Origin of the sequence: Caballeronia cordobensis, assembly GCF_001544575.2 — a bacterium.
Taxonomy (GTDB): domain Bacteria; phylum Pseudomonadota; class Gammaproteobacteria; order Burkholderiales; family Burkholderiaceae; genus Caballeronia; species Caballeronia cordobensis.
The window spans coordinates 1-23,376 of sequence record NZ_FCNY02000020.1; the positions used below are offsets into that span (position 1 = coordinate 1).

Below are 23,376 nucleotides of genomic sequence, written 5' to 3' on the forward strand. Positions count from 1 at the left end.
CGGTGAGCGCTCAAATCGCCTTCGGGTGAAAAAGAAAACCCCACGTTGAGAAAACGTGGGGTTGGTCAGCAGTCTGAAGCCGCTCGAACGAGCGGCTTTTTTATTGCGCGTTCAGTCGCCCAGCAGGTTCGGCAACTCCAGCAAGGTGCGATGCGCGCCGCCTTGCTCGACCGCATCCGCATACGTTGCGCGCACGGCGGCGGCGATCGCATCGACGGCGTCGTTGTCGCCCGCCATCGTCACGTAGTAGCCGAGATCCTTCAGCGCATTGGACATGTGAAACGGCATGCCGGACGGATCGCCAGCCACGAGCGAGGGACGCAGCCGCTCCAGCGCCGCGCCGCCGCCGCCGCCTTTCGCGAGCACATCGACGAACGTGTGCGCATCGACGCCCGCGCGCTTTGCGCAAGCCGCCGCTTCGGAGATGAGCGCGATGGTGCCGAGCGAGACGAAGTTGTGCAGCAGTTTCATGCTGTGCCCCGCGCCCACGCCGCCGACGAGCGTCACGTTCTCCGCATAGGTCCGCAAGAGCGGCTCGATGCGCGCGAACAGCTCGGCCGACGCGCCGACCAGCAGATTCAGGCGGCCTTCGTGCGCTTCCTTCGCGGTGCGCGTCATCGGCGCATCGACGAACAGTCCGCCCGCTTCGGTGACGAGCGCGGCCATGCGTTGCGTCGATGCCGGCACGGCGGTCGAGCAGTCGATCACGATCGCGCCGGGCTGCAAGCCCGCGAGCACGCCATCGGGCGCGGTCAGAACCGCTTCCACTTCGGGCGAACCCGTCACGCACAGAATCACGATGTCCGATTCGCGCGCGAGCGCTGCGCCGTTCGCGGCGGTCTTCACGCCGCCCGCGCGCAGTTCGTCGAGCGGCTGATTGCCGGGATGCTCGACTACCGTCAGCGGATAGCCATGCTTCATGACGTTGCGTGCGATGCCGTGCCCCATCAGGCCGATGCCGATCATGCCGATACGCTGTTTCATGCTGTGTCTCTTCGTGTGTCGTCGGATTTTTTAGCCGCTGCACGCGCGGGACGCAGCGGGACAGAGGAAATGTAGCGGCTGCCGGGCGTGGGTGATATGCGAAATCGGCGAAGCGGGATTTCGAATAGTTCGAACACCTCGCCCGCTCGACCTAGGGTTTTCCCATAGCCCGTTGCGTCGCAGCGTGCGCCGGGCGAATGCCATACTGCGCGGCATGATCCTTCGGAGCGTTGCGTTTTGTTCGATCTCACGTCGCTGGCTCTTTTTCTACGCGCAGTCGAAATGGGCAGCCTGTCCAAAGCGGCGCAGCAATCTCATATGTCGCTCTCGACCGCGAGCCGTCGCATCGCGCTGCTCGAACATCACTTTCGCGTCGGCTTGCTGAACCGCACCTCGGCGGGCGTCGAGCCCACGCCCGCGGGCGAAGCGCTCGCGCGGCACGCCACCGAACTGCTGCTCAAGACCGACGCGATCTACAGCGAGCTTTCCGATTACACCAAAGGCTCGGTCGGCCGCGTGCGCGTGTTCGCCAATATCTCCGCGATCAGCCAGGATTTGCCCGATCATCTGCGCGCGTTCTCGCAGCGGTATCAGGACATCAAGCTGCATATCAGCGAATTGCGCAGCATGGACATTCTTCAGGCCTTGCGCGAGGGCCGCGCGGATGTCGGCGTGGTGACGTCGCAAGTGGGCATGGAAGGCATCCGGCTCGCGCCGTACTGCACGGATCGCATCAGCGTCGTCGTGCCGGAAGATCACGTGTTGCAAGGCGACGAGATCGAGTTCAAGGCGCTGCTCGCGCACGATATCGTCGGTCTCGACGATAAGGCCGAGGTCACGCGCATGCTGGTGAAGGAAGCCGCGCTCGCGGGCCGCACGATCCGCTTTCGCGTGCAGGTGCAGAGCTTCGAGGCGATGTGCCGCCTGATCGCGGCCGGGCAGGGCATCGGCCTGCTGCCGGAAGGCGCGGTGCGGCTCTTTCGCGAGCCCATGCGCCTGCGTTTTATCCGCCTGACGAATCCGTGGGCCGAGCGCGTGATGTCGGTCGGGATTCGCGCCGGCGCGGCGCCGCTGCCCGCGCGCAGGCTCTTCGATTTCCTGAGCGGCTTTGCGCCCGCCTCGCTCGTTGCGCCCGGCTAGCCCTTGCGGATATTCGAAGCCTCCCGTTCCCGGATTCGCACTTCCTTCACGCGAGAGCGTCCGCTAGATTGAATCCGCGTCGAAAATCAGGAGACAAGCGCAATGACAACAACGCATCATATCGCCGTCATTCCGGGCGACGGCATCGGCAAGGAAGTCATGGTCGAAGGGCTGCGCGTGCTGAAGGCCGCCGCTGCGCGTTATGACATCGCGCTCGACTTCGACGAATTCGCGTCGTGGTGCACCGAGCACTACGTGCAGCACGGCACGATGATGCCCGCCGACTGGGACAAGCAGATCGGCAAGCACGACGCGATTTTCTTCGGCGCGGTCGGCACGCCCGACGTCGTGCCGGATCACACCGCCGTGTGGGAATCGATCATCAGGATTCGCCGGGAGTTCGATCAATACGTGAACCTGCGCCCCGTGCGCCTGATGCCCGGCGTGCCTTCGCCGCTCGCGAACCGCAAGCCGGGCGAGATCGATTTTCTGGTGGTGCGCGAGAACACCGAGGGCGAATATTCGTCGGTCGGCGGGCGCATGTTCGAAGGCACCGAGCGCGAATTCGCCACGCAGCAAGCGGTGTTCACGCGCACGGGCGTCGATCGCATTCTCGATTTCGCCTTCCAGCTCGCGCAAGGCCGACCGAAAAAGCAGCTCACCGCCGCGACGAAATCGAACGGCATCTCGATCACGATGCCCTACTGGGACGAACGTCTCGCCGAAGCGGCGAAGCGTTACCCCGACATCGCGACGAACAAGTTCCACATCGACATTCTGTGCGCGCATTTCGTGCAGCATCCGGACCGTTTCGATGTGGTCGTGGCGTCGAATCTTTTCGGCGACATTCTTTCGGATCTCGGTCCGGCATGCACGGGCACCATCGGCATCGCGCCTTCGGCGAATCTGAATCCGGAGCGGCGTTTCCCGTCGCTGTTCGAGCCGGTGCACGGCTCGGCGCCGGATATCGCGGGCAAGGGCATCGCGAATCCGATCGGGCAGATTTGGTCGGCCGCGCTGATGCTGCAGCACCTCGGACGCGGCGAAGCGCGCTACGAAGCGGCGGCGAAAACCATCGTCTCGGCCATCGAACGCGTGCTCGAAAACGGCCCGCGCACGCCGGACATGGGCGGCACGGCGAACACCATCGAAGTCGGCACGGCCATCGCCGCAGCCGTCACGGAACACGCGGCAATCTCGGAGTAAGCATGGAATATCGACATTTCATCGGCAATGCGTGGAAGGCGGGCGAGAACGGCGAATCGCTCGATGTCATCGACCCCAGCACGGGCGAGCCGTTCGCGGCGATCGCGCGCGGCAATGCCGCTGATATCGATCTCGCCGTGACGGCCGCGCGCGCGGCGATGGGCGACGCGCTCGACGGCCCGTGGGCGAAGCTCGCGCCGGTCGAGCGCGCGAATCTGATGTTCGCGTATGCCGACGCCGTGCTGAAAAATGCCGACGAACTCGCGCAACTCGAAGCGCGCGACACCGGCAAGGCGCTCAAGACCGCCCGCACCGACGCCGCCGTGCTCGCGCGCTATCTCCAGTATTACGCGGGCTGCGTCGACAAGCTGCACGGCGAAACGCTGCCGTACACGACCGGCTTCACCGTGCTGACGGTGCGCGAGCCGATCGGCGTGACGGGGCACATCATTCCGTGGAATTACCCGATGCAGATTTACGGGCGCAGCGTCGGCGCGTCGCTCGCGGCGGGCAATGCCTGCGTCGTGAAACCGGCGGAGGACGCGAGCCTGTCGATTCTGCGGCTCGCTGAAATCGCCGCCGAGGCCGGCTTTCCGGCGGGCGCGATCAACGTCGTCACCGGCCTCGGCAGCGAAGCGGGCGCGGCATTGTCGGCGAACGGAGGCATCGGCCATATCTCGTTCACCGGCTCGACGGCGACGGGCGCGCTCGTCGGACGCACGGCGGCGGAACGTCATTGCCCGAGCGTGCTGGAACTGGGCGGCAAATCGCCGCAACTCGTTTTCGACGACGCCGATCTCGACGAAGCCCTGCCCGTCATCCTCAATGCGATCGTGCAGAACGCCGGACAGACGTGCTCGGCGGGCAGCCGCCTGCTGGTTCAGCGCGGCATCTACGAAACGGTGATCGAGCGTCTCGCGCAACGTTTCGAAGCGCTGCGCACCGGCCCTTCGTCGATGGATCTGGACACGGGCCCGCTCGTCAACAAGAAGCAGCAGACGCGCGTGCGCGGCATGGTCGAGGAAGCGGAAGCGCAAGGCATTCGCGTCGCCGCGCGCGGGAAGATCGCGGTGGAAGCGTCGCGCAACGGCTACTTCCAGGAAGCCGTGCTGTTTCGGGATGTGCCGCCGCAAAGCAGGCTCGCGCAGGAAGAAGTGTTCGGCCCGGTGCTCGCCGTGATGCCGTTCGATGACGAAGCCGAAGCGGTGAAGCTCGCCAACGGCACGAACTACGGGCTGGTCGCGGGCGTGTGGACGCGCGACGGCTCGCGTGGCTTGCGTCTCGCGCGCAAGCTGCAGGCGGGTCAGGTGTTCGTGAACAACTACGGCGCGGGCGGCGGCGTGGAGTTGCCGTTCGGCGGCGTGAAGGCGAGCGGCCACGGACGCGAAAAGGGCTTCGAGGCGCTGTACGGTTTCACGAGCCTGAAGACGATCGCGATCAAACACGGCTGATGGGGATTCTCAACATCATCGGCGCGGGACGCGTGGGCGCGACGCTCGGCAATCTGATCGTCGCGAACCGCGTGCTCGATATCGGCGACGTATGCGACAGCGATATCGCGCACGCGCGCGACGCGGTCGATTTCATCGGCGCGGGCCGCGCGCTCGACGACCTAACCGCGCTGCGCCCCGCCGATATCTGGCTGCTGTCGGTGCCCGACATGCGTATCGCCGAGGTGGCGCAGGCGCTCGCGCGCCATCGCAAGGACGAGGCGCCCGCGCTTGCCGTGCATTGCAGCGGCGCGCTCGACGCCGACACGCTCGCGCCCCTGCGCGCGATCGGCTGGAGCGTGGCGAGCGCGCATCCGATGCTGAGCTTTGCCCATCCGGGCACGGCCGTGTTTCAGTTCGAAGGCACGCCGTGCGGGCTCGAAGGCGACGCCGCCGCGCGCGCCGCATGGAGCGAGGTGCTCGCGGCCATCGGCGCGCGCTGCTTCGAGATCGATCCGGGCAGCAAGCAGCTTTATCACGCGGCGGCGGTCGTCGCGTCGAACTTTCTGCCGGTGCTCGCGGCGATGTCGGTCGAGATGTGGCAGGCGGCGGGCATTCCGCAGCCGCTCATCGACGACATGATGCATACGCTGTCGCGCAATGCCGTCGACAACGTGCTCGCGCTCGGCCCGAAGGACGCGCTGACCGGTCCCGCCGCGCGTGGCGACCGCGCGGTGGTCGAATCGCAGGCGCACGCGATCGGCGCGTGGGACGCCGTTTCGCGCGAGGCCTACGACGCGCTCTCGGCGCTGGCGACGCGCCTCGCGCGTACCGGCACAGTGCGCGAGACGTGAGGCGCCCGCCCGGTCAGCTCGCGAAATCCGTCGAGGCCGACAAGGCCTGCCAGTTCGCCGTTTCGGCCGCCACATACGCGTTTTTCTCCGCGATCGCCTTCAGCGTGTCGGTGCCGAGCGGCAGGCGCAGCGGCGGCGTGGGCGCGTCGGCGAGCGCGATGAGCGCGGTCGCGAGCTTGTCCGGATCGCCCGGCTGATTGTGATTCATGCCGACGGCGAAGCGCCGCACGTTGCCCGAGCTCGCATCGTAATCGTCGATGATCTCCTTGCCGACCACGAGCGACGACGCATCCAGAAAGTCCGTGCGGAAGTAGCCCGGCTCGACGACCGTCGCGTGAATGCCGAGCGGCTGCAACTCCGCGTGCAGCGCTTCGGTAATGCCTTCGACGGCGAATTTCGTCGAGCAATAGACCCCGAAGCCCGCGCCCGAGCGATAGCCGCCGATCGACGACATGTTCACGACGTGTCCGCTGCGTTGCGCGCGCATGACGGGCAGCACGGCGCGCGTCACGTTGAGCAGGCCGAAGACGTTGGTGTCGTACATGCGGCGCACGTCGGCGTCGCTGGATTCCTCGACGGCCGCGAGCAGGCCGAAGCCCGCATTGTTGACCAGCACATCGATGCGGCCGAACTTCGCGACGGCGGCATCGACCGCCGCTTTGGCCTGCGCTTCGTTCGTGACGTCGAGCGCGACGGGCAAAAGCGCGGGCGATTCGCCGAAACGCTCGACGATCGCCGCCGCGTTGCGGCCCGCGGCGACGACCGCGTTGCCGTCGTCGAGCGCCGCCTGGGCGATCAGTGCGCCGAGGCCGCGCGACGCGCCCGTGATGAACCAGACGCGCTTGAATTGCTGTTGGCTTGCGTTGCTCATGATGTGCTCCGTTCATGTCGGTGGTGAAGGTGAAACGAAGCATAGGACGGCCGATTCGCACGAACTAGCCACACAACGCTAGACTGATAATCAACTTTTATTTGCGAATCGGAGCGCGTCATGAACGAAGTCCGCGCGATTTCCATCTTCGTGCGCGCCGCCGCCCTCGGCAGCCTGCGGCGCGCGGCCATCGATCAGGGGATTTCGCCGCAGGCCGCGAGTCACGCGGTCATGCAGCTCGAAAACGCGCTCGGCGTGCGCGTTTTTCATCGCACGACGCGCAAGCTGAGCCTCACGGAAGAAGGGCAGCGGCTGTTGCAGAACGTCGGGCCGGCGCTCGAGATGCTGTCCTCCGCCATCGCCGAGGCGAAGAGCGCGAAGGAGCATATCGCCGGTCCGTTGCGCGTGAGCGCGCCGAGAGCGCTGCGGCGCGCGCTGTGGCCGTGCGTGCTCGAATTCGCCGCGCGGTATCCCGATGTCGCGCTCGACGTGCGTTTCGACGACCATTTCACCGATCTCGTCGAGGAACGCGCCGATGTCGGTTTTCGTGGCGGATCGCCGCCCGCCGCCGGCGCCATCGCGCGGCGGCTGGCGCCGATCCAGCTCGTCGTGTGCGCGTCGCCGGCTTACATTGATCGATACGGCGCGCCGCGCACCGTCGACGATCTCGCCGCGCATCGCTGCACCGGCTACCGGCGCGCGAACACGGGCAAGGAAGCGCCGTGGGAATTCATGATCGGCGATGAAATCGTGTACCGCGAGATCGCGGCGGCGCTCTGCGCGAACGATATCGATGCCGAAGCCGACGCGGTGCTCGCCGGACTCGCGATCGGTCAGCTCGGGAGCTTTTCGGCGGCCACGCCCATTCGCGAGGGACGGCTCGTGCCCTTGCTCACGCAACATCTGACGCAACGCGAATCGATCTACCTCTATTACCGGCACCGCACGGCGCAGCCCTTGCGCGTGCGAACGTTCATCGATTTCATCGTTGAAAAGCTCGCGGATAACCGCGATTTCTTCCTGTCGGACGCGGAATTGCGCGCGTTTTCAGCCGCCTGAATCGAATGGTTCTCCTGATGGATGTAACTATTCCTTGGATACGGCGCATGGCCGACTAGAATTCATCGTGCCTCTGTGACCATGAAGCCACTCTGGAGCCAAGCGATGAAAACGATCAATGCGCTCAAACTCGCCGCCGCCGCCACGGCGGTTGTCTTTTCCGTCAGCGCGTGGCCGCAAACCGATGCGGCGTCCGGCACGACCGCACCGGCCGCGAGTGCCAAGCCGTCGAAGGCGTCGGTTCGAAAGGCCAACCGGGAGCTTGCCAAGAAAGTGCGGCAGGCGCTGCAAAAAGGCGGCGTCGATTCGGCCGGCATGAACGTGATCGCGAAGAACGGCGTCATCACGCTCGCCGGACACGTCGCCGACGCCTCGCAGATCGACAAGGCCGCTTCCGTCGCGAAGGGCGTCGAAGGCGTAACCTCCGTGAAGAATGTCCTGACGATTCAGGAAGGCGGGCAGTAACGCAGCGCGGCTAGCGTTTGCCGCGATTGCCGTTGAGCGCCTTGACGATCAGCTTGGTTGGCGAGCTGGTGGCGAGCCGCGCGATTTCGGAGAGATGAACCCACCGGCAACGATCGATTTCGTTGCTGGCCCGCGGCTTGGCGTTCTTCGGCACATCACAAAAGAATACGTGGTGCTGCTTTTGCCGTCCGCGGTGCTCAAACAGAAACTTCGCCGACTTGCCCGACAGACGCGTTTCTTCCTTGAGCTCGCGCAGCGCGGCGTCGGGCAGGTGCTCGCCGCGCTTGAGCATGCCGCCGGGCAGCGCCCATTTGGTGCGCCGCCGCGTCACCAGCAAAATGTGATTGCCTCGTCGACAGATGACTGTAGCGCGCTTCCTCAAGCTGGCTCCGAATAGCGTTTTCTCGTTCGTTTTTGGTCTTTAGCTCGCCGGGTGCGTCCCGCGAGCGGGTCTAAGTGTACCCAACGCTTATGTCGTTGTGGGGCCCGCACAAATAGTGGCAATTCCCGTGTTGCGCATTGCGCAAGACGTGTTCCTCGGCATCGTGCGAGCGGGTACGCATGTTGCATTACAGACAGCATTCACGAGGGGAACGCCATGACCTTGAACGACGACCGGCGCGATGCCAACCGCGACGACAAGCGCGCAAAGCCCGAAACGGCGCAATCGCGCTTCGGCGATCTCGCTTCGCCGCTGATCGAGGAAGCGACCCGACATGCGTCCACGCTCGACAAGCATTCGGAGCCGGAAGAGCTGCACAAGCTGCGGGTCGCGCTGCGCCGCCTGCGCACCTTGTTCTGGGCTTACCGTCCCTTGCTGGACGAGGATTTCGACACGCGCCAGCGCGCGGTCTTCAAGTATCTGGCGACGTCGGCGGGCAGCGCGCGCGACTGGGACATCCTGCTCGAACTGATGAAAACACTCGATGTAAAAGGGCTCGACGAGCCCGTGAAGACGCGCCGTGCATCGGTGCTCGCGACGAGCATCGAGACCATTGCCAATGCGGACGTCAAGCATGTGTTGTGGACCGGGCTGAAGGAAGCGAACCAGCAACTCAACACGGGACGCAAGCGCGTGCCCGTCGAACGATTCGCAAAGAAACGGATCGACGCGGCGCGCGGTCAGTTGAAAAAGCGCATCAAGCGCGCGCTGCGTGCGAAGCGGTCGGACTACGCGGCGTATCACGAAGTGCGCAAGGCCGGAAAGAAAGTGCGCTATCTGCTCGAGTTCTTCGATGCCGATATCAAGCCGAAACTACGCTCGAAGGTAAAGAGCCTGAAGCGCCTGCAAAAGCGTTTCGGCGCATTGAACGATGTGGTCGCGAGTCACGAACTGCTATCTCAAGGCACCCTCGACGTGGGCGGCAGCGAAACCAGGCATGCGCTGCGCGCGCTCGACGCCGAACAGAAGCAGCGCTTCAAGGCCGCGCGAAAAGCGATTCGCTGATATGCACATGACAGCGGGCTGCATCGCGCGCCGGACAGAAGAATGTCACACTTGCCGCATCAAAATGATCGCTCACTTCATGGAAGCGGCATCATGGCGCGCAACGAATACGTTCTTTTCAAAGGCAAGCTCAGGCTGGGCGTGCCCTTTCTCGACGGCTACAAGGGCGACCCGCACTATGTGATCGTCAGCGACGACGCGCAGGGCCGGGAATTCCGCATCGTCACCAATGTGAAGTCGGACAGTTCGCTGACGGGGCCGGCCGGTTATCTCGTGCTGTATCTCTGGAACGCGTACTTCGATCATCCGATGACCGCCGATCTCGCGAAACTGCCGGCGGGCGTTTCGATGACGGGCTTCCCGAAGCTCGATTATGTGCACGATACGCGGCTCGTCGATCTGCCCGCGATGCGCCCGATCCCGCTCGACACCGCGCACGAGCGCAACGATATCAACGCGCTGCTCGATGAGATGCTGCAACTCGACATGTCCGCCGATGGCATCGATTACGTTTATCCGACGCCGGGCTACAAGGACCATCGTCTCGGCTGGAAGCCTGTCAGGGATGTCACCGTGTATGCCTTCGGCTTTCTGTTCGAACCGGCAAAGGACGGCCTTCACGAAACGCATATGAACCAGGGCAATCCGAAGCCGGACAAGGGCAGCCGCGTGAAGGACCATTCGAACGAGAACGGCGTGTTCCAGGATGGCGCGGTGATGGTCGAAATCGATGGCCGGTTTCAGGCGCTTTTCGTGGCATTCCAGACGCAACTCGTTCCGACCGATAATCGCGGCCGCCCGATACCTGGGCAATCGCATCCCATTCTGAACGGCAAGTCGTAACGCGGCGATCGCGCGCTGAAGAACAACTGACGCGCCGCGTGATTAGCTAACGCCGATGTCTTCGTTGGTGCGAGACACCGCCCGTACTAGCATGAACCGCTCCGCACGCTTCTTCACGGGACCATTCATGCGATACAAGGGATACGAAGTCGAGCCCTCCGCGCACGCCTTGCCGAGCGGCCTTTTCGCCGCGAACCTGACCATCGGGCGCGGCGCGTCGCCTCACGACGCGTCGTTCACGTTCGATGCCCTCGATTACTTCTTCGAAGCTGATCATGCGGTCGCCTATGCGTGGCGCTGGGCGCGGCTGTGGATCGATCAGCAGGGCAGGCGGGCCGGTTGATCACTGCGCGCGACGTGGGCTTTACAGCGTTCGCTGAATTTGACAGGCACAATACGATGAATCCGCCGTCCGGACAGGCCGCAGAGGCCGCCGTCCCGCTCATTCATCGTTGTCATGAACCACGCTCATCCCGAGAAGAATTCCCCGCGTTTCCTGCTGTTTCTGGTGTGCCTGTTCGCTTCGGCGGGGCAGCTCGCCATCGACATCTACGTGCCCGCGCTACCCGCGATGGCGCGCTATTTCGCCACTTCGCCGCAGGCGATCCAGTCGAGCGTCTCCGGCTACATGGCGGCGTATGCGATCGGCCAGCTCGTGCTGGGCCCCATCGCCGATGCCTACGGCCGCAAGCGCTTGCTGGCGTTCGGGCTCGCCGTCTTCACGCTTGGCTGCCTGCTCTCGCTTGCCGCGACGAGTCTCGAAGCCTTCCTGTTCGCGCGCTGCCTGCAAGGCTTCGGCATCGCCGCGACGAATCTGCTCGCGAAGACCATCATCACGGATTCGTTCTCAGGTCAGGCGCTGATGCACGTGTTCACCTACATGTCGATCGCATGGGGATTCGCGCCGATCGTCGCGCCCGTGATCGGCGCGCACTTGCAGACGTGGTTCGGCTGGAAAGCCTGTCTCGTGTTTCTGCTGATCTACGCAATCGTGATGTCGGCGTTCGTATGGCGTTATCGCGAGACCTTGCAAACGCCCGTGCGTCTCGCGCCGCGCACGCTGATCTCGAACGCGGGGAAGGTCCTGTCGAGCCGCGTGTTCCAGAGCTGCTTTCTCGCGCAGGGTCTGTGCTACAGCATCTTGCTGGTGTTCAACGTGGTCGGTCCGTTCATGGTGCAGAACACGCTGCACAAGCCGCCGACTTACTTCGGCTATCTCGCGCTCGCCATCGGCATGATGTACTTTCTGGGCGGGCTGTCGAACCGCCTGCAGGGCCCGCGTCTGCCGGGCGCCGAGCAACGGCTGCGCATCGGCGCGCGCGTGATGGCGGGCGCGTCGGTCGTCATGCTGCTGCTGTCGCTCAGCATCGGTCTCACGGTGTGGACGCTCTGCGCGCCCGTTCTCGTGATGGGCTTCTGCGCGGGCGCGATGTACCCCACGTTCATGGCGAAGGGCAACTCGCTGTTTCCGCACATCGCGGGGCTGACGGCGGCGATTCTCGGCTGCGCGCTGCTGCTCGTCTCGTCGGCGATGATGGGCGTGGCCGGCTTCGTTTCGGTGCAGAACCTCACGCCGCTCGCGGTGTTTTTCGTGATTCTTGCGTTCACGGTCGTCGCGATGGTGACGCTGCTTCTGCGCCATCTGGAACAGGCGCAGGCCGGCGGCGCGGTGAGCGGCAAAGCCGATGCCGCTTGAACGCGGCGTGATGTCGCTGCATTTCGCGAAATGATCTATATGCTTTTGCGCAACCTGACTTGGGAGGCCTCCTAGCAGACCGCAAATCGCAAGCGCCTATACTCGATCGCACTACTTCCGCTGGCTGCCCGAGACCCTCTTGTCATCTTCGCCTCTCGTCACTGTCGTCATTCCGGCTTTCAATGCGGAATCATTCATTGGCGAAGCGATCGCCTCGATCCAGAACCAGACGCTCGATGACTGGCAACTGATCGTCGTGAACGACGGCTCGTCCGATCAGACGCTGTCCGCCGCGCGGCACGCCGCCCGCGACGATCCGCGCATCCGTCTCATCCACTTCGATCGCAACCAGGGCATCAGCGTCGCGTCCAACGCGGGCTTCGATGCGGCGCGCGGCGAGTTCATCGCGCGACTCGACGCCGACGACATTGCCCTGCCGGCAAGGCTCGCCGTTCAGGTGGCCGCGTTCAGGGACAACGCCCGGCTGGCGGCCGCCGGATCGCACGCGCGCGTATTCGGCGACGTGCCCGAGGGTATCGCCTACTGCTCGCTCGCCGATGGCGACATCAAGGCGCACCTCTTGGACGGACTCAACACGATAAGCGGCGGCACGATCATGGTGCGCGGCTCATTCGTCCGCAGGCATCGCATCCGCTTCGACGAGGCCGCCGTGAGCGCCGAGGATCTCGACTATCTCACCTCGATCATGGCCGGCGGCGGCGAGCTCGCGAACGTCGACGACGTGCTCACCGAGCACAGGTCGCATTGCGCGAGCTTCACCAATAGCCGCGAGGGCGTGGCGCGCGAGTACTTGCAGATCGCGCGTCGCCGCCTGCTGTCGCTGTGGTATCCGGGGCTCGATTCACAGGACATCGACCGCGTCGTCGCCCTGTTCAGCAACCTCTATGCGCCTTACACGGACGCTTTCATCGGCACCGTGCGCGCAGTTGAGAGGCTCGTCGCGGCCGAGGCTTGCGACTATGGGCAGGCGAGCCCCATCGTGCATGGCATCGTGCTCGACCGGCTGGCGCAAGCGGCGGGCGTGTATCGCGACAATAAACTCATCGACGCGTCGCACGTGCAGGCCATGCGCGGCTTCGTTTCACCGGCCGTCGCCGCCGTCCTGGAGCGGACCGGCGTCTGAGCGCGCGGGCGCGATGCCCCACGGCGGTGCGGCCTGTAATGCATTGCAGAAAAGCTTGTTTGTCTAAGCGCGATTTCCAGCCTAGATTCGAGCTATCGACGCATGCCCTGGAGACGAGCCATGCCGCACTTCCTGACTCGATACGTGCGTAAGCACTTCACGAAAGACGACGCGGCGCATGCCGCGCCTGCGCCCAACGACACCACCCGCGCGGAACAGCTCGAACATATTTCCGCCTATGCCCGCGCGGGCTATTTCAACATGGGCTATACCGTCGACGTCTTCCAGTTGCCGGGAGAGTCGCCGCTGCACTGACAGGCGAGGCTGCGCGCAATGCGCAGCCCTATCTCGCGACGCTCAATGCTGCGCGAGCGCGATGCGCCGTTCCGATTCATGTGCGTCGTCGGTGCGCGCAGCGCCGAACGCGAGCGCAAAGCTCGACGCCTGCCGTCCCACCGTGCGAAGCTGCTCGGCGATCTTCGGATCGGAACACGTATCGGCGGATTCGAAGCGCGTTTCCAGCGTGTTGACCGCGGCGCCGAAAGGCGTCGGCCATCCGCGCAACGCGTGTACGATCGAGCGCAACGATGTGAGCACCGTGCCCGCCGCCTGCCATCCATAAGCCGTGACGATGCTGCCGACCGCGCGGCCATCGAGATAGGGACGATCGTCCAGACGCAGCTCTTCGAGTGTATCGAGCGCATTTTTTACGAGGCCCGAGATGCCGCCGTGATAACCCGGCGTCGCGATGACGAGCGCATCCGCCGCGCGCACCGCTTCGATGAGTTCATGCTGCTCGTCGGTCAGTTCGCGCGTTTCCGGCGCATAGTGCGGCAAGCTGTGCAGGAACGCGCCGCCGAAAAGCTGCACGCTCGCGCCGGCTTCCTGCGCACCGCGCAAGGCGAAAGCGAGCGCCCGTTCGGTCGACGACTGAGGCCGCGTCGTGCCGCCGATGCCGACCACGCGTGGCCGTCGCGATGAATTGAATCGAGACAAGATCGATACTCCTGGAATGTCGGGAAACGCGTTCTAATTTAAGGACGTCATCCATATACGTTATGGGAGCGCGCGGCATTCGCCAACCAAGCTAATCTGCTAAGCAATGCACGCGGACGGCCTATACGGCGGCGCGGGAAAACAAATGACGCCGCGTGCGCATAGCATCTGGCAAAGCGTTCGTTTGAAGCGATGAAAGGCGCCCGTACCATCGGACGTTCCATTTCTTTCAGCGAACGCCCATGAACGTCCCACGTTTTCCTTCCGCCGCGCTCGGGTTCGGCCCAGGCGCGACGCCTGAACGCACGGCCGGGCCTGCGAGCGATGCACGCGCGCTCATCGATCTGCCGACGCGCGAAGTGCGCCGCCAAAGCACGCTGAAATGGTCCGTCCTGCGTTCGCGCGCCTTGCGCGCCGGCGTGCCGCTTGCGCTCATCGTGCTGTGGCAGCTCGCGTCGTCGCTGCAGTTCATCGCGCCCGAAACCTTGCCGCCGCCCACGGTCATCGTCGAAGCATTGAAGGAATTGATCGCCGATGGAGAATTGCAAAGCGCGATCGGCGTATCGCTGGTGCGCGCCGCGACGGGGCTTGCGATAGGCGGCGGCATCGGCCTCTTCGCGGGCCTTTTCGCGGGACTGTGGCGCGTGGGCGAAGAGATCGTCGATGCGCCGCTGCAAATGCTGCGCACCATTCCGTTCATCGCGCTGATTCCGCTTTTCATTACGTGGTTCGGCATCGGCGAGGGCGCGAAGGTCGCGGTGATTCTCGCGGCCACCATCTTCCCGATGTATCTCAACACCTATGCAGGCGTGCGCGGCGTCGATCCGAAGCTGCTCGAAGCCGCGCACGTGTTCGGCCTGTCGAACCGGCAGATCGCACTGCGCATCATCTTGCCGACAGCGTTGCCCTCGATACTCGTCGGCGTGCGCTATTCGTCGGCGGTGGCGTTGCTCGCGCTCGTCGTCGCGGAGCAGATCAATGCGCAGAACGGCATCGGCTACATCCTCGTCAACGCGAACCAGAATCAGCGCGCGGACATCATCATCGCGGGCATTCTCGTGTATGCGGCGCTCGGCATCGTGACCGATCTCGTCATGCGCGCGCTCGAACATCTCGCTCTTCCGTGGAGGCCGCGCTTTGAGCTCGCCTGATAACGCCTTCGCCCGGCGCTTCGACGACGAACGCGAGACCGCGCTCGAACTCGATGGCGTGAGCCGCGTGTTTGCCGGCCGCGCCGTGCTGAACAACCTGTCGCTGAACGTCAAGCGCGGCCAGTTCGTCTCGATGCTCGGCGCGTCCGGCGCGGGCAAGACCACGCTCCTGCGCATCCTCGCCGGTCTCGATCAGGCCGACAGCGGCCGCGTGCGCGTGGCGGGCGCGCGCTCCGTCGTGTTCCAGGAGCCGCGTCTCGTGCCTGCCAAACGCGTGTGGGAGAACGTCGTGATCGGCCACGGCCGGCTCGGCGCGGCGAAGCCTTCCGCACTCGCCGCGCTCGATGAAGTCGGCCTGACGCCGCATGCCGACGGCTGGCCGAAGACACTGTCGGGCGGCGAGGCGCAGCGCGTCGCACTGGCGCGCGCGCTCGTGCGCGAGCCGAAGCTGCTCTTGCTCGACGAGCCCTTCGCCGCGCTCGATGCGCTCACGCGCATCCGCATGTACGAGCTCGTCGCGCGCTTGTGGCGTGCGCATACGCCGGCGGTCGTACTGGTGACGCACGACATCGACGAAGCGATTCTGCTGTCGGATCGCATCGTGGTGCTGTCGCAAGGAGAGATCGGCGCGGATGTCGTCGTCGATCTTCCACGGCCGCGCTCGCGCAGCGATGAAGCGGCCATCGCGCTTAGAACGCGGCTGCTCGCGGAACTCGGCGTGACGCAGGATGCGCCGCGCAAAGCCGCATAACAAGTTCATAGGGATAACGAAATAAACATGCGTATCAGGAAACGCCTTACCGCTTTGCTCGTCGCGAATCTTTTCGCCGTGTCGGCATCCGCATTCGCCGACGAACCGCTCACGCTGACCATCGGCACGCAGGATGCCGCGTGGCCGCACATCGTCGAGGCGTCGCACGTGCTCGACGGTACGCCTTATAAAGTGAAATGGGCCGTGCTGACGGGCCCCGCCGCGCAGCTTTCCGCGCTCTATTCGAAAGTGCTCGACGTGGGCCTGATGGGCGATACGTCGCTCATCATCGAACAGGGCAACGCGCGCGCGCCGTGGACGCAGGAGAGCGCGCCGTTGCAGATCATCGCGGGATGGCGCAATCCCGACAGCAGCTATCCGCCGATCGTCACCGTCGTGCGCAAGGATGCCGACGTGAAGAGCCTCGCCGATCTGCGCGGCAAGACGTGGGGCTATAACTTCGGCGGCTTCAATTATCTGCAATACGTGCTGTCGTATAACAAGGCCGATCTCAAGCCGAAGGACTTTCAGGGCGTGAAGTTCGGCGATGGCAACGTGTCGGCGTCGGCGTTCAATGCGGGGCAGGTGGCGGTGTATTCGGGCGGCTACGGACCGGTGAAGGAAACGGTGGACAAGGGCGATGCGCGCGTCGTCATCAAGAGCGACGAGCTCGATATTCCTGCGCTGTCGGTCTTCACGGCGCGCACGGAAGTATTGCGTGATCCGGCAAAGAGCCGCGCGCTCGGAGATTTTCTCGGGCGCCTGAAGCACTCGTGGACGTGGTGGGCGCAGAACGTGCCGGCCGTCGAGAAGATCTATCTGGAGAAGATGAAGCAGAGCCCGTCGCGCGCGAAGTTTTCGGCGGAGAACGGGCGATCCGTTTTCTATCCGCTCGACAAGCAACTGGTCGAGCGCGAACAGCGCATCGCGGATACGCTTTACCGCTCGGGCGACATCAAGAACAAGATCCAGGTCGATGTCGAGTTTAATCCGGTATTCGATGCGCAGGCGGTGGCGGCGCGCTGAGATTCACGTACCGAAGACATAGCGGCTGCCCGTGTACGACCGGATGAACGTCGCGGGATAGTCTTTCTGCAGCATTTGCGCGAACGGTTCGCCCGTGCAATGCATCGGCACGATGTAGTCGGGGCGCATTTCCATCAGCTCGGTGACGGTCTGTCTGACATAGTCTTCCTTTTGCGGCGCGAGGTGAAAGCCGCCCGCGACCGCATGGATTTTCTTCACGCCCGATACCTGCATCGCGCGGCGGACGGTATTCACCACGCCGCGATGGCTGCACGAGGTGATCACGACGAGACCGCGCCCCTTGACGTTGAAGCAGGTCGCGAGCTCGTGCTGGAAGTCGTCGGCGATCACCTGCACGCTCTGCTTCTCGGCGGGCAGTTCGTCGGGATAGCAGCCGATGCCGTCCTTGATGCCCACGTGCATGCGGCTCGGAGACTGGACTTTCTCGAACGATAACGTTGGAATGTTGCCGGTGGTAAAGCCTTGTCCGGCGATGACCGACGGTGTGCCGGCGACGAGAACCTTGAGTCTGGCGTCGGCGAGCGCGCGACGATCGATATAACCGAAGTCTTCGATTTTTCCGGCGGTCCACTCACGCGTGCAGAAGGCTTCTTCGCCGCCGATATAGAGCGGCAGATCGGGCCGCAGCTTGCGCTGGTTATGTTCGAGAAAGCCGGCGAGGCCACCGAAGTGATCGTAGTGCCCGTGGCTCAGCACGAGTGCATCGAGCGTTTCGGGCGCGATGCCGAGCATCGCGAGATTATTCTCCAGCGTGTCCGAGGTGAAGCCGAAATCGATGAGCATGTTGCGCGCTTCGCCGCCCGCGTTCGATTCGACGTGCATGGCAAGACCGAACTCGCCCAACAGCGACTTGCCCGCGGGCGGCATGCCGAAGCGTGTCACCTCGACGTTGCCGAATCGTCCGCTGGGCGCGATCGCCAGTTGATAGCTGTCCGTGACGACGCGCAGCGCGACGCGATCGACGGTCGGCACTTCGCCGGAAATGGGTTCGGCACGCGCGACGGATGAGCGGACAAGCAGCGTGCCGATCAGCGCATCGAGCGCAGCCGACGCGCTACAGCAAAGGAACAGGCGGCGGGATGGCCAATGCGGGTGCGCGCATCGCAGCATGACGGCCTCCTCCGATGACACTCACGCGATCACTTCATCCGTTCAATATAGGGCAGCGTTACTGTGAACTGATGAGGACATGCCCTTAGGAACGGATTCGTTCATGCATTCAATCGCCCACCGGCGAATAGGGATGCGCGTATGTATACGGATCGCAAGCCAGGTCATTCAACGCGTATTGCCCCACCGCGTGATACTTCCATCGCACGCTGTCATGCAGGGTATGCGTTCTTGCATTGCGCCAATGCCGGTCGAGGTTATGCGCCGCCAGCGTCGATTGCGTGCCCGCCAGTTCGAAGAGCTTGTTCGATGCGTCGAGAGCGAATTGCGTGGTGAGTATCTTGGCTTCGGCCGTCGCGACGATAGCCGCCACGACATCCGCGCGAGCCGCCTCGCCGCGAGCATCGTCGATGAGCGAAGCCGCGCGCGCGGTCAGCGCCTGCGCCGCGTGATACGCGACCGTCAACGCGCCGATATCGCGCAACGTGAACGGATCGTCGACCGCATGCTGCACGGCGCTGCCACGCGCCGGATGCGATAGTTCGCGCAGGAAGCGCTTCGTATCGTCCAGCGCCGCGCGGCCGATGCCCAGATCGATCGCCGCGTGGATGATCTGCGATACCGCGTTCGCCGCATCGAGATTCGGGCGACGGCTTCGCTTGACGATCTGCAATTCGTCGAGCTCGACTCCATCGAGCCGGACCTGTCCGCTCGCCGTCGTACGCTGCCCGAAGCCCGACCAGTCGTCGATGACCTCGACGCCGCGCGCATGCCGCGCGACGAACGCCGTCACGGTCAGGCCTTCGTCGTCGCGCGCGGCGACCGGTATCCAGTCGGCGAAAAGCGCGCCTGTCGAATAGACCTTGCGGCCCGTGAGCACGTAACCGCGCTCGCTTCGGCGCACCCGCGTTTCATGCTCCGTCGGCAGCCGGTCGCCGGGCTCGGCGGTGGCATTGCCGAAGCGTTCTCCCGCAAGCGCGCGCGAAAAGAAGAAATCGTTCTGACTCGGCGTGCCGTCATGCCGAAGCCGTTCCAGCGTTGCGAAGTGATTCTGCGGAATCTGCCCGAGCGACGAATCCGCCGCCGAGATCAGCTCGAATACGTCGACGATCGTCCGCACGGAGACATCCGCACCGCCGAACGCGCGCGGCACGCTGATACCCCACAATCCCGACGCGCTGAAGCGCTGGACTTCGTCCCGCGGCAGGCCGCGTTCACGATCGCGGCGCGATGCATCGACGGCGAATTCCTGCGCGAGACGGCGGGCGATTTGAATGGCTTCGTCGTCGGACCGAACGACGGCGGCGGTGATCTTATTGGTCATATGAACTCTCATGCCGCACGCGCGGCGCGTGCAAACTGGCTTTCGGGACGCGGCAGGCCCAGATGGCCGCGCAGCGTCGTGGCTTCGTAATCGCGCCGGAAAATGCCCTTGCGCTGCAAGAGCGGCACGACGTGATCGACGAACGCCGCAAGCCCCGAAGGAAACACATCCGCATTCAGATTGAAGCCGTCCGCGCCGCGCTCGACGAACCAGCGCTCGATATCGTCCGCAATCTGTTCCGGCGTGCCGACGATGATCCGGTGCGCGCCCGGATTGCGGTCCAGCAGATCGCGCACCGTGAGGTTCTCGCTTTTCGCGAGCGCCACGGTCGAATCGATGAATCCGCGCGAGAGATCCGAGCGCGTCACCTTGCCGATGAGTTCGTACGGCAGCGGCGCATCGATATGCAGATCGTCCGGCGCGAGCCCGAGCGCGCCCGCGAGCCGCGCGACCTCGCGATCGGTGTCGAGCAGCGCATCGAGTGCGGCCTTGCGCTCGCGCGCTTCGCGCTCCGTGCCGCCGATCACCGGATACAGACCGGGCAGCAGCAGGAAGTGGTCGGGATTGCGTCCATGCAGACGCACGCGCTCTTTCATCTCGGCATAGAAGGCCTGCGCCGTGGGCAAGGTGGTCTGCGCGGTGAAGACGGCATCGGCGAAGCGCGCGGCGAGCGCACGGCCGCCTTCGGACGAACCGGCCTGCACGAGCACGGGCCGCCCTTGCGGACTGCGCGGCACGGTGGACGGCCCGCGCACCGAGAAATGCGCGCCGCGATGCTCGATGGCATGCACGCGCGACGGATCGGCGTAACGGCCGCTCGCCGGGTCGGCGACGAAGGCATCGTCTTCCCAGCTATCCCACAGCTTCGTCACGACTTCGACAAATTCCTGCGCGCGCGCATAGCGATCTTCGACCGTGAGCGGCACGTCGTGGCTGAAGTTCGCGGCGGCCGCGGCGTCGTAGGTCGTCACCGCGTTGAAGGCGACGCGCCCGCCGCTCAGATGATCGACCGATGCGAAGCGCCGCGCGAGATTGAACGGATCGTTGAACGTGGTCGATGCCGTGCCGATCAGCCCGACATGCTTCGTCGCGCCCGCGAGCGCGGTCAGTAGCACGGTCGGCTCCAGCGCTTGCGACGGCCCTTCCGCATGATTGCGCAGCGCGAGCAGATCGGAGAGAAACACGGCGTCGAGCTTGCCGCGTTCGGCGATCGTTGCGATCTCCTTGAAGAAATCGAGATCGACGATCGAGCGCGGATTGTCGAGCGTGCGCCATCCGGCGGGATGACGGCCGACGCCGGTGATGTTCGTATTCAGATGCAACTGGCGCGTGTGACTCATGATGCCGTGCTCTCCTTCAGCGCGTTCAGATGCTCGTGGCTGCGCCGCGCGGTGGCGGTGCCGAAGTCGAGCACGTCGATCGATGCGATCGCGTCGCGCTCCACTTGCGCGACGAGTTGCAGTTCCCATGCGAGATACGCGTTCATCTGCTCGGCGACGCGATCCGCGGGCGCGTGATACGGGCTGTACCACGCGTCGTCGTCGCCGGTGAGGTTGTGTTCGTCGCCGGAAGCGAGCGGCAGGCCGAGCGCGCCCCAGCGCTTCGTACCGCCGATCAGCGCGGCGATATCCGCGCGATGCTGCGTGAGTTCCGCGGCGACGACGCCCGCGAGCACGCCGTCTTCCGATGTCAGCACGAGTGGCGTATCGCGCGCAAAGTCGTTCAGACGGGTGAGCAGTTCGCTTGCCGCGACGAAACGCGCGCCGCTCACGTGAGCGCGCCTGAAGGCGAGACTGCTGTCGATATCGATAACCTGCGCCCGGCCTTCTGCGATCGCGGCCTGCAGCGCATCCGCTTCGATCCAGCGCGTGCGCGCGCCATGCGGGCGCACGGCGAGCGGTTCGGGACCGGCTTCGAACGTATCGGCGCTGAGCGCGGCGCTCGCGGCATCGTCGAGCACGCGCACGTCGAGATAGCCGAGCTGCCTGAGCCATGACGCCGTCATGCGGGCGCGCACGCCGTCGTCGTCGCGCAGTACCACGCGTGCGTGCAGCGTGCCGATGTATTCGTCGGTCGCCTGCACGAGCTGGCCGCCGGGCGCGGAACGCCATCCCGACGGATGACCCGCTTCGTATTCGAGCGGATCGCGCACATCGAAGCGATACAGCGTGCGTTCGCCGCTTTCGCGTTCCAGCGCGGCGAGCGTCTCGCGATTGATCACGGGCACATCGGCCTTGCGCGCGGCTGCGGCAGCGAGTTCGCGCGCGTGGGCGAGCGTCGAGGCGTCGGGACGCGGCGCGGTGCGGATCTCGCCATGCCCCAGTTCGAGGCCCGCGAGCAGCCACGACATCGAGCCGCCTGTCAGCGCCGCGACGGGATTCGGCACGCCCGCGTTGACGAGCGATTGCGCGCCGAGAATGCTGCGCGTGCGCCCCGCGCAATTCACGACGATGAGCGTGTCCGGCGAAGGCGCGGCCGCGAGCGCGCGATAGACCAGCTCCGCCCCGGCGCAGTCGATGCCGCCCGGAATGTTCATCGTGTTGAATTCGCCGAACGGGCGCGAGTCGAGCACGACGAGATCGTCGCCCGCGTCCTGGCGCGCTTTCAGTGTTTCGGCGTCGATGTTGGGCGTGTGCAGTTCGTGCTCGATCAGTTCGCCGAACGCCTTGCCGGGCACGTTCGTGCCGCTGAAGATTTCGAAGCCCGCGCGCGCCCAGCCATCGACCCCGCCTTCCAGTATCGATACATCCGTATAGCCCCAGCGTGCGAGCAGCGCGGCGGCGCGCGGCGTGTGTTCGCCGTTCGTATCGACGAGCATCACAGGTGTGCCGCGCCGTGGCACGAGCCGCCCGATGAGCAGCCCGAGACGCCCGACCGGCGCGACCGACGAGTAGAACAGGCGCCGTCTTGCGGACACGCCTTCCTCGCGCACGTCGAGCACGGCGAGTTCGTTACGTTGAGCGATGAGCGTGCGCAATTGCGCGGGAGACACGAGGCGGGACATGGGCGATGAAACCTCGGAGAATGAAAAGGGATCATCTTCGTTGCACGGGCGTTCGTCGCGAACCGATCATTTCGCGGATCCTTTCGCACGAATCGATGCATTGAATAGCTGCGTAAATTGGTTCGCGCCAGCCGATGCGTCTTTTATGCTCTTGCGCTGGCGTATCTCGCGTTTCATGCCTTCATCCTTATCGAATCGATCATTCATGACACATCGACCCGCTCCAACCGATATCGCCATTCATCCGCTGATCGCCGGGCGATGGAGTCCGCGCGCCTATGCGGATCGTTCCGTCGCGCATGCGCAGGTGATCGCGCTGCTCGAAGCGGCGCGCTGGGCGCCCTCGGCGTATAACGCGCAGCCGTGGCGTTTCGTCGTGTTCGAGAAGACGGACGATCCCGACGCCTTCGCGCGCGCGTTCTCGTTTCTCGTGCCGTTCAATCAGACGTGGAACGCGAATGCGCAAGTGCTGGTCGTCGTGCTCGCCGATACGCTCAACGCCAAAGGCGAGCCGAATCCCAACGCGAGCTATGACGCGGGCGCTGCCGCGCTGGCGCTCCTGCTTCAGGCGCATGCGCAGGATCTCGCCGCGCACGCGATGAGCGGCTTCGATGCGAAGGGTTTCGAAGAGGCGTTTGCGATTCCCGATCGCTACACGGCGCTTTCCGTGATTTCCGTCGCGCATCATGGCGATGCGGGCGCGTTGCCCGCCGCGCTCGCCGAACGCGAACGCGCGCCGCGCGCCCGCCTCTCGCTGGCGGATATCGCGCAATTCGGAGGATGGAAGCCGGCGGACTGACCTTCGCTGTCGTTATCGATCTGGCTCCTGCTCTCGCACGACCGTGCGCCGCGTT

24 protein-coding genes are annotated in these 23,376 nt (G+C 64.8%); 16 read left to right on the top strand and 8 right to left on the bottom strand.

Annotated elements, in window-relative coordinates; translation table 11 throughout:
- Positions 1–111: 111 nt before the first annotated feature.
- Complete coding sequence (locus tag AWB70_RS29425; protein WP_053570745.1) at positions 112–984, bottom strand: NAD(P)-dependent oxidoreductase; 873 nt, start codon at positions 982–984, stop codon at positions 112–114.
- A 237-nt stretch (positions 985–1,221) separates the two neighbouring features.
- On the opposite strand from AWB70_RS29425, the gene AWB70_RS29430 reads away from it, so the two are divergent.
- The 4 genes from AWB70_RS29430 (at position 1,222) to AWB70_RS29445 (ending at position 5,614) form a co-directional block, all read left to right on the top strand.
- Positions 1,222–2,124, top strand: a complete 903-nt coding sequence (locus AWB70_RS29430) for a LysR family transcriptional regulator (RefSeq protein WP_045456247.1) — start codon at positions 1,222–1,224, stop codon at positions 2,122–2,124.
- A 102-nt stretch (positions 2,125–2,226) separates the two neighbouring features.
- Positions 2,227–3,330 carry a tartrate dehydrogenase gene (locus tag AWB70_RS29435; RefSeq protein ID WP_053570744.1) on the top strand — a complete coding sequence of 368 codons (1,104 nt, stop codon included), beginning with the start codon at positions 2,227–2,229 and terminating at the stop codon, positions 3,328–3,330.
- A gap of 2 nt (positions 3,331–3,332) precedes the next feature.
- The gene (locus tag AWB70_RS29440; RefSeq protein ID WP_014193760.1) at positions 3,333–4,781 is read left to right on the top strand and encodes an aldehyde dehydrogenase family protein; all 1,449 of its coding nucleotides are present in this window, start codon (positions 3,333–3,335) and stop codon (positions 4,779–4,781) included.
- On the top strand, positions 4,781–5,614 hold the full coding sequence (locus tag AWB70_RS29445) for a Rossmann-like and DUF2520 domain-containing protein (RefSeq protein WP_053570743.1): 834 nt from the start codon (positions 4,781–4,783) through the stop codon (positions 5,612–5,614). Before AWB70_RS29440 ends, AWB70_RS29445 begins: the two co-directional genes overlap by 1 nt.
- Before the next feature lie 13 nt (positions 5,615–5,627).
- Here the strand turns inward: AWB70_RS29445 and AWB70_RS29450 are convergent, their stop codons facing one another.
- On the bottom strand, positions 5,628–6,485 hold the full coding sequence (locus AWB70_RS29450; protein ID WP_053570742.1) for an oxidoreductase: 858 nt from the start codon (positions 6,483–6,485) through the stop codon (positions 5,628–5,630).
- A gap of 120 nt (positions 6,486–6,605) precedes the next feature.
- Here AWB70_RS29450 and AWB70_RS29455 point away from each other — a divergent pair, with 120 nt between their 5' ends.
- Together AWB70_RS29455 and AWB70_RS29460 are read left to right on the top strand one after the other, a co-directional pair.
- Positions 6,606–7,544 (top strand): LysR family transcriptional regulator, encoded by a 939-nt coding sequence (locus tag AWB70_RS29455; protein WP_053570741.1) that lies wholly within the window; start codon positions 6,606–6,608, stop codon positions 7,542–7,544.
- Positions 7,545–7,649: 105 nt separating this feature from the next.
- Positions 7,650–8,009 carry a BON domain-containing protein gene (locus AWB70_RS29460; RefSeq protein WP_014193756.1) on the top strand — a complete coding sequence of 120 codons (360 nt, stop codon included), beginning with the start codon at positions 7,650–7,652 and terminating at the stop codon, positions 8,007–8,009.
- A 10-nt stretch (positions 8,010–8,019) separates the two neighbouring features.
- Here AWB70_RS29460 and AWB70_RS29465 read toward each other — a convergent pair whose 3' ends face one another.
- A complete protein-coding gene (locus AWB70_RS29465) occupies positions 8,020–8,391 on the bottom strand; it encodes an NUDIX hydrolase (protein ID WP_014193755.1) in 372 nt (123 codons plus the stop codon).
- Between the two features lie 216 nt (positions 8,392–8,607).
- Between AWB70_RS29465 and AWB70_RS29470 the strand changes: the two genes are divergently transcribed.
- The 6 genes from AWB70_RS29470 (at position 8,608) to AWB70_RS29495 (ending at position 13,454) form a co-directional block, all read left to right on the top strand.
- The gene (locus AWB70_RS29470) at positions 8,608–9,456 is read left to right on the top strand and encodes a CHAD domain-containing protein (RefSeq protein WP_082378160.1); all 849 of its coding nucleotides are present in this window, start codon (positions 8,608–8,610) and stop codon (positions 9,454–9,456) included.
- Between the two features lie 93 nt (positions 9,457–9,549).
- On the top strand, positions 9,550–10,299 hold the full coding sequence (locus AWB70_RS29475; RefSeq protein WP_053570740.1) for a DUF2278 family protein: 750 nt from the start codon (positions 9,550–9,552) through the stop codon (positions 10,297–10,299).
- 127 nt (positions 10,300–10,426) lie between these two features.
- Positions 10,427–10,642: a hypothetical protein gene (locus tag AWB70_RS29480; protein WP_087086360.1), complete on the top strand. Its 216-nt coding sequence runs from the start codon at positions 10,427–10,429 to the stop codon at positions 10,640–10,642.
- Positions 10,643–10,756: 114 nt separating this feature from the next.
- A complete protein-coding gene (locus AWB70_RS29485; protein ID WP_053570739.1) occupies positions 10,757–11,995 on the top strand; it encodes a multidrug effflux MFS transporter in 1,239 nt (412 codons plus the stop codon).
- Positions 11,996–12,134: 139 nt separating this feature from the next.
- Positions 12,135–13,139: a glycosyltransferase family 2 protein gene (locus AWB70_RS29490; RefSeq protein WP_053570738.1), complete on the top strand. Its 1,005-nt coding sequence runs from the start codon at positions 12,135–12,137 to the stop codon at positions 13,137–13,139.
- A 120-nt stretch (positions 13,140–13,259) separates the two neighbouring features.
- On the top strand, positions 13,260–13,454 hold the full coding sequence (locus tag AWB70_RS29495) for a hypothetical protein (protein ID WP_041732680.1): 195 nt from the start codon (positions 13,260–13,262) through the stop codon (positions 13,452–13,454).
- Positions 13,455–13,496: 42 nt separating this feature from the next.
- On the opposite strand, the gene AWB70_RS29500 is transcribed toward AWB70_RS29495, so the two are convergent.
- Positions 13,497–14,135: an NADPH-dependent FMN reductase gene (locus AWB70_RS29500; RefSeq protein ID WP_053570737.1), complete on the bottom strand. Its 639-nt coding sequence runs from the start codon at positions 14,133–14,135 to the stop codon at positions 13,497–13,499.
- A 242-nt stretch (positions 14,136–14,377) separates the two neighbouring features.
- Here AWB70_RS29500 and AWB70_RS29505 point away from each other — a divergent pair, with 242 nt between their 5' ends.
- Genes AWB70_RS29505 through AWB70_RS29515 form a run of 3 tightly spaced genes read left to right on the top strand, consistent with a single transcriptional unit; the run spans position 14,378 to position 17,063 of the window.
- Positions 14,378–15,286 carry an ABC transporter permease gene (locus tag AWB70_RS29505; RefSeq protein WP_053570736.1) on the top strand — a complete coding sequence of 303 codons (909 nt, stop codon included), beginning with the start codon at positions 14,378–14,380 and terminating at the stop codon, positions 15,284–15,286.
- Positions 15,273–16,037: an ABC transporter ATP-binding protein gene (locus AWB70_RS29510; protein ID WP_053570735.1), complete on the top strand. Its 765-nt coding sequence runs from the start codon at positions 15,273–15,275 to the stop codon at positions 16,035–16,037. Before AWB70_RS29505 ends, AWB70_RS29510 begins: the two co-directional genes overlap by 14 nt.
- A gap of 27 nt (positions 16,038–16,064) precedes the next feature.
- Complete coding sequence (locus AWB70_RS29515) at positions 16,065–17,063, top strand: ABC transporter substrate-binding protein (RefSeq protein ID WP_053570734.1); 999 nt, start codon at positions 16,065–16,067, stop codon at positions 17,061–17,063.
- 3 nt (positions 17,064–17,066) lie between these two features.
- Here the strand turns inward: AWB70_RS29515 and AWB70_RS29520 are convergent, their stop codons facing one another.
- The 4 genes from AWB70_RS29520 to AWB70_RS29535 form a co-directional block, all read right to left on the bottom strand.
- On the bottom strand, positions 17,067–18,194 hold the full coding sequence (locus tag AWB70_RS29520; protein WP_053570733.1) for an MBL fold metallo-hydrolase: 1,128 nt from the start codon (positions 18,192–18,194) through the stop codon (positions 17,067–17,069).
- Positions 18,195–18,303: 109 nt separating this feature from the next.
- Complete coding sequence (locus tag AWB70_RS29525) at positions 18,304–19,518, bottom strand: SfnB family sulfur acquisition oxidoreductase (protein WP_235024383.1); 1,215 nt, start codon at positions 19,516–19,518, stop codon at positions 18,304–18,306.
- An 8-nt stretch (positions 19,519–19,526) separates the two neighbouring features.
- A complete protein-coding gene (locus AWB70_RS29530) occupies positions 19,527–20,858 on the bottom strand; it encodes an LLM class flavin-dependent oxidoreductase (protein ID WP_053570731.1) in 1,332 nt (443 codons plus the stop codon).
- Positions 20,855–22,522: a rhodanese-like domain-containing protein gene (locus AWB70_RS29535; protein ID WP_053570730.1), complete on the bottom strand. Its 1,668-nt coding sequence runs from the start codon at positions 22,520–22,522 to the stop codon at positions 20,855–20,857. The genes AWB70_RS29530 and AWB70_RS29535 overlap by 4 nt, the downstream gene beginning before the upstream one ends.
- A 205-nt stretch (positions 22,523–22,727) precedes the next feature.
- Here AWB70_RS29535 and AWB70_RS29540 point away from each other — a divergent pair, with 205 nt between their 5' ends.
- Positions 22,728–23,321, top strand: a complete 594-nt coding sequence (locus AWB70_RS29540) for a nitroreductase family protein (RefSeq protein ID WP_053570782.1) — start codon at positions 22,728–22,730, stop codon at positions 23,319–23,321.
- The last annotated feature ends 55 nt before the right edge of the window (positions 23,322–23,376 follow it).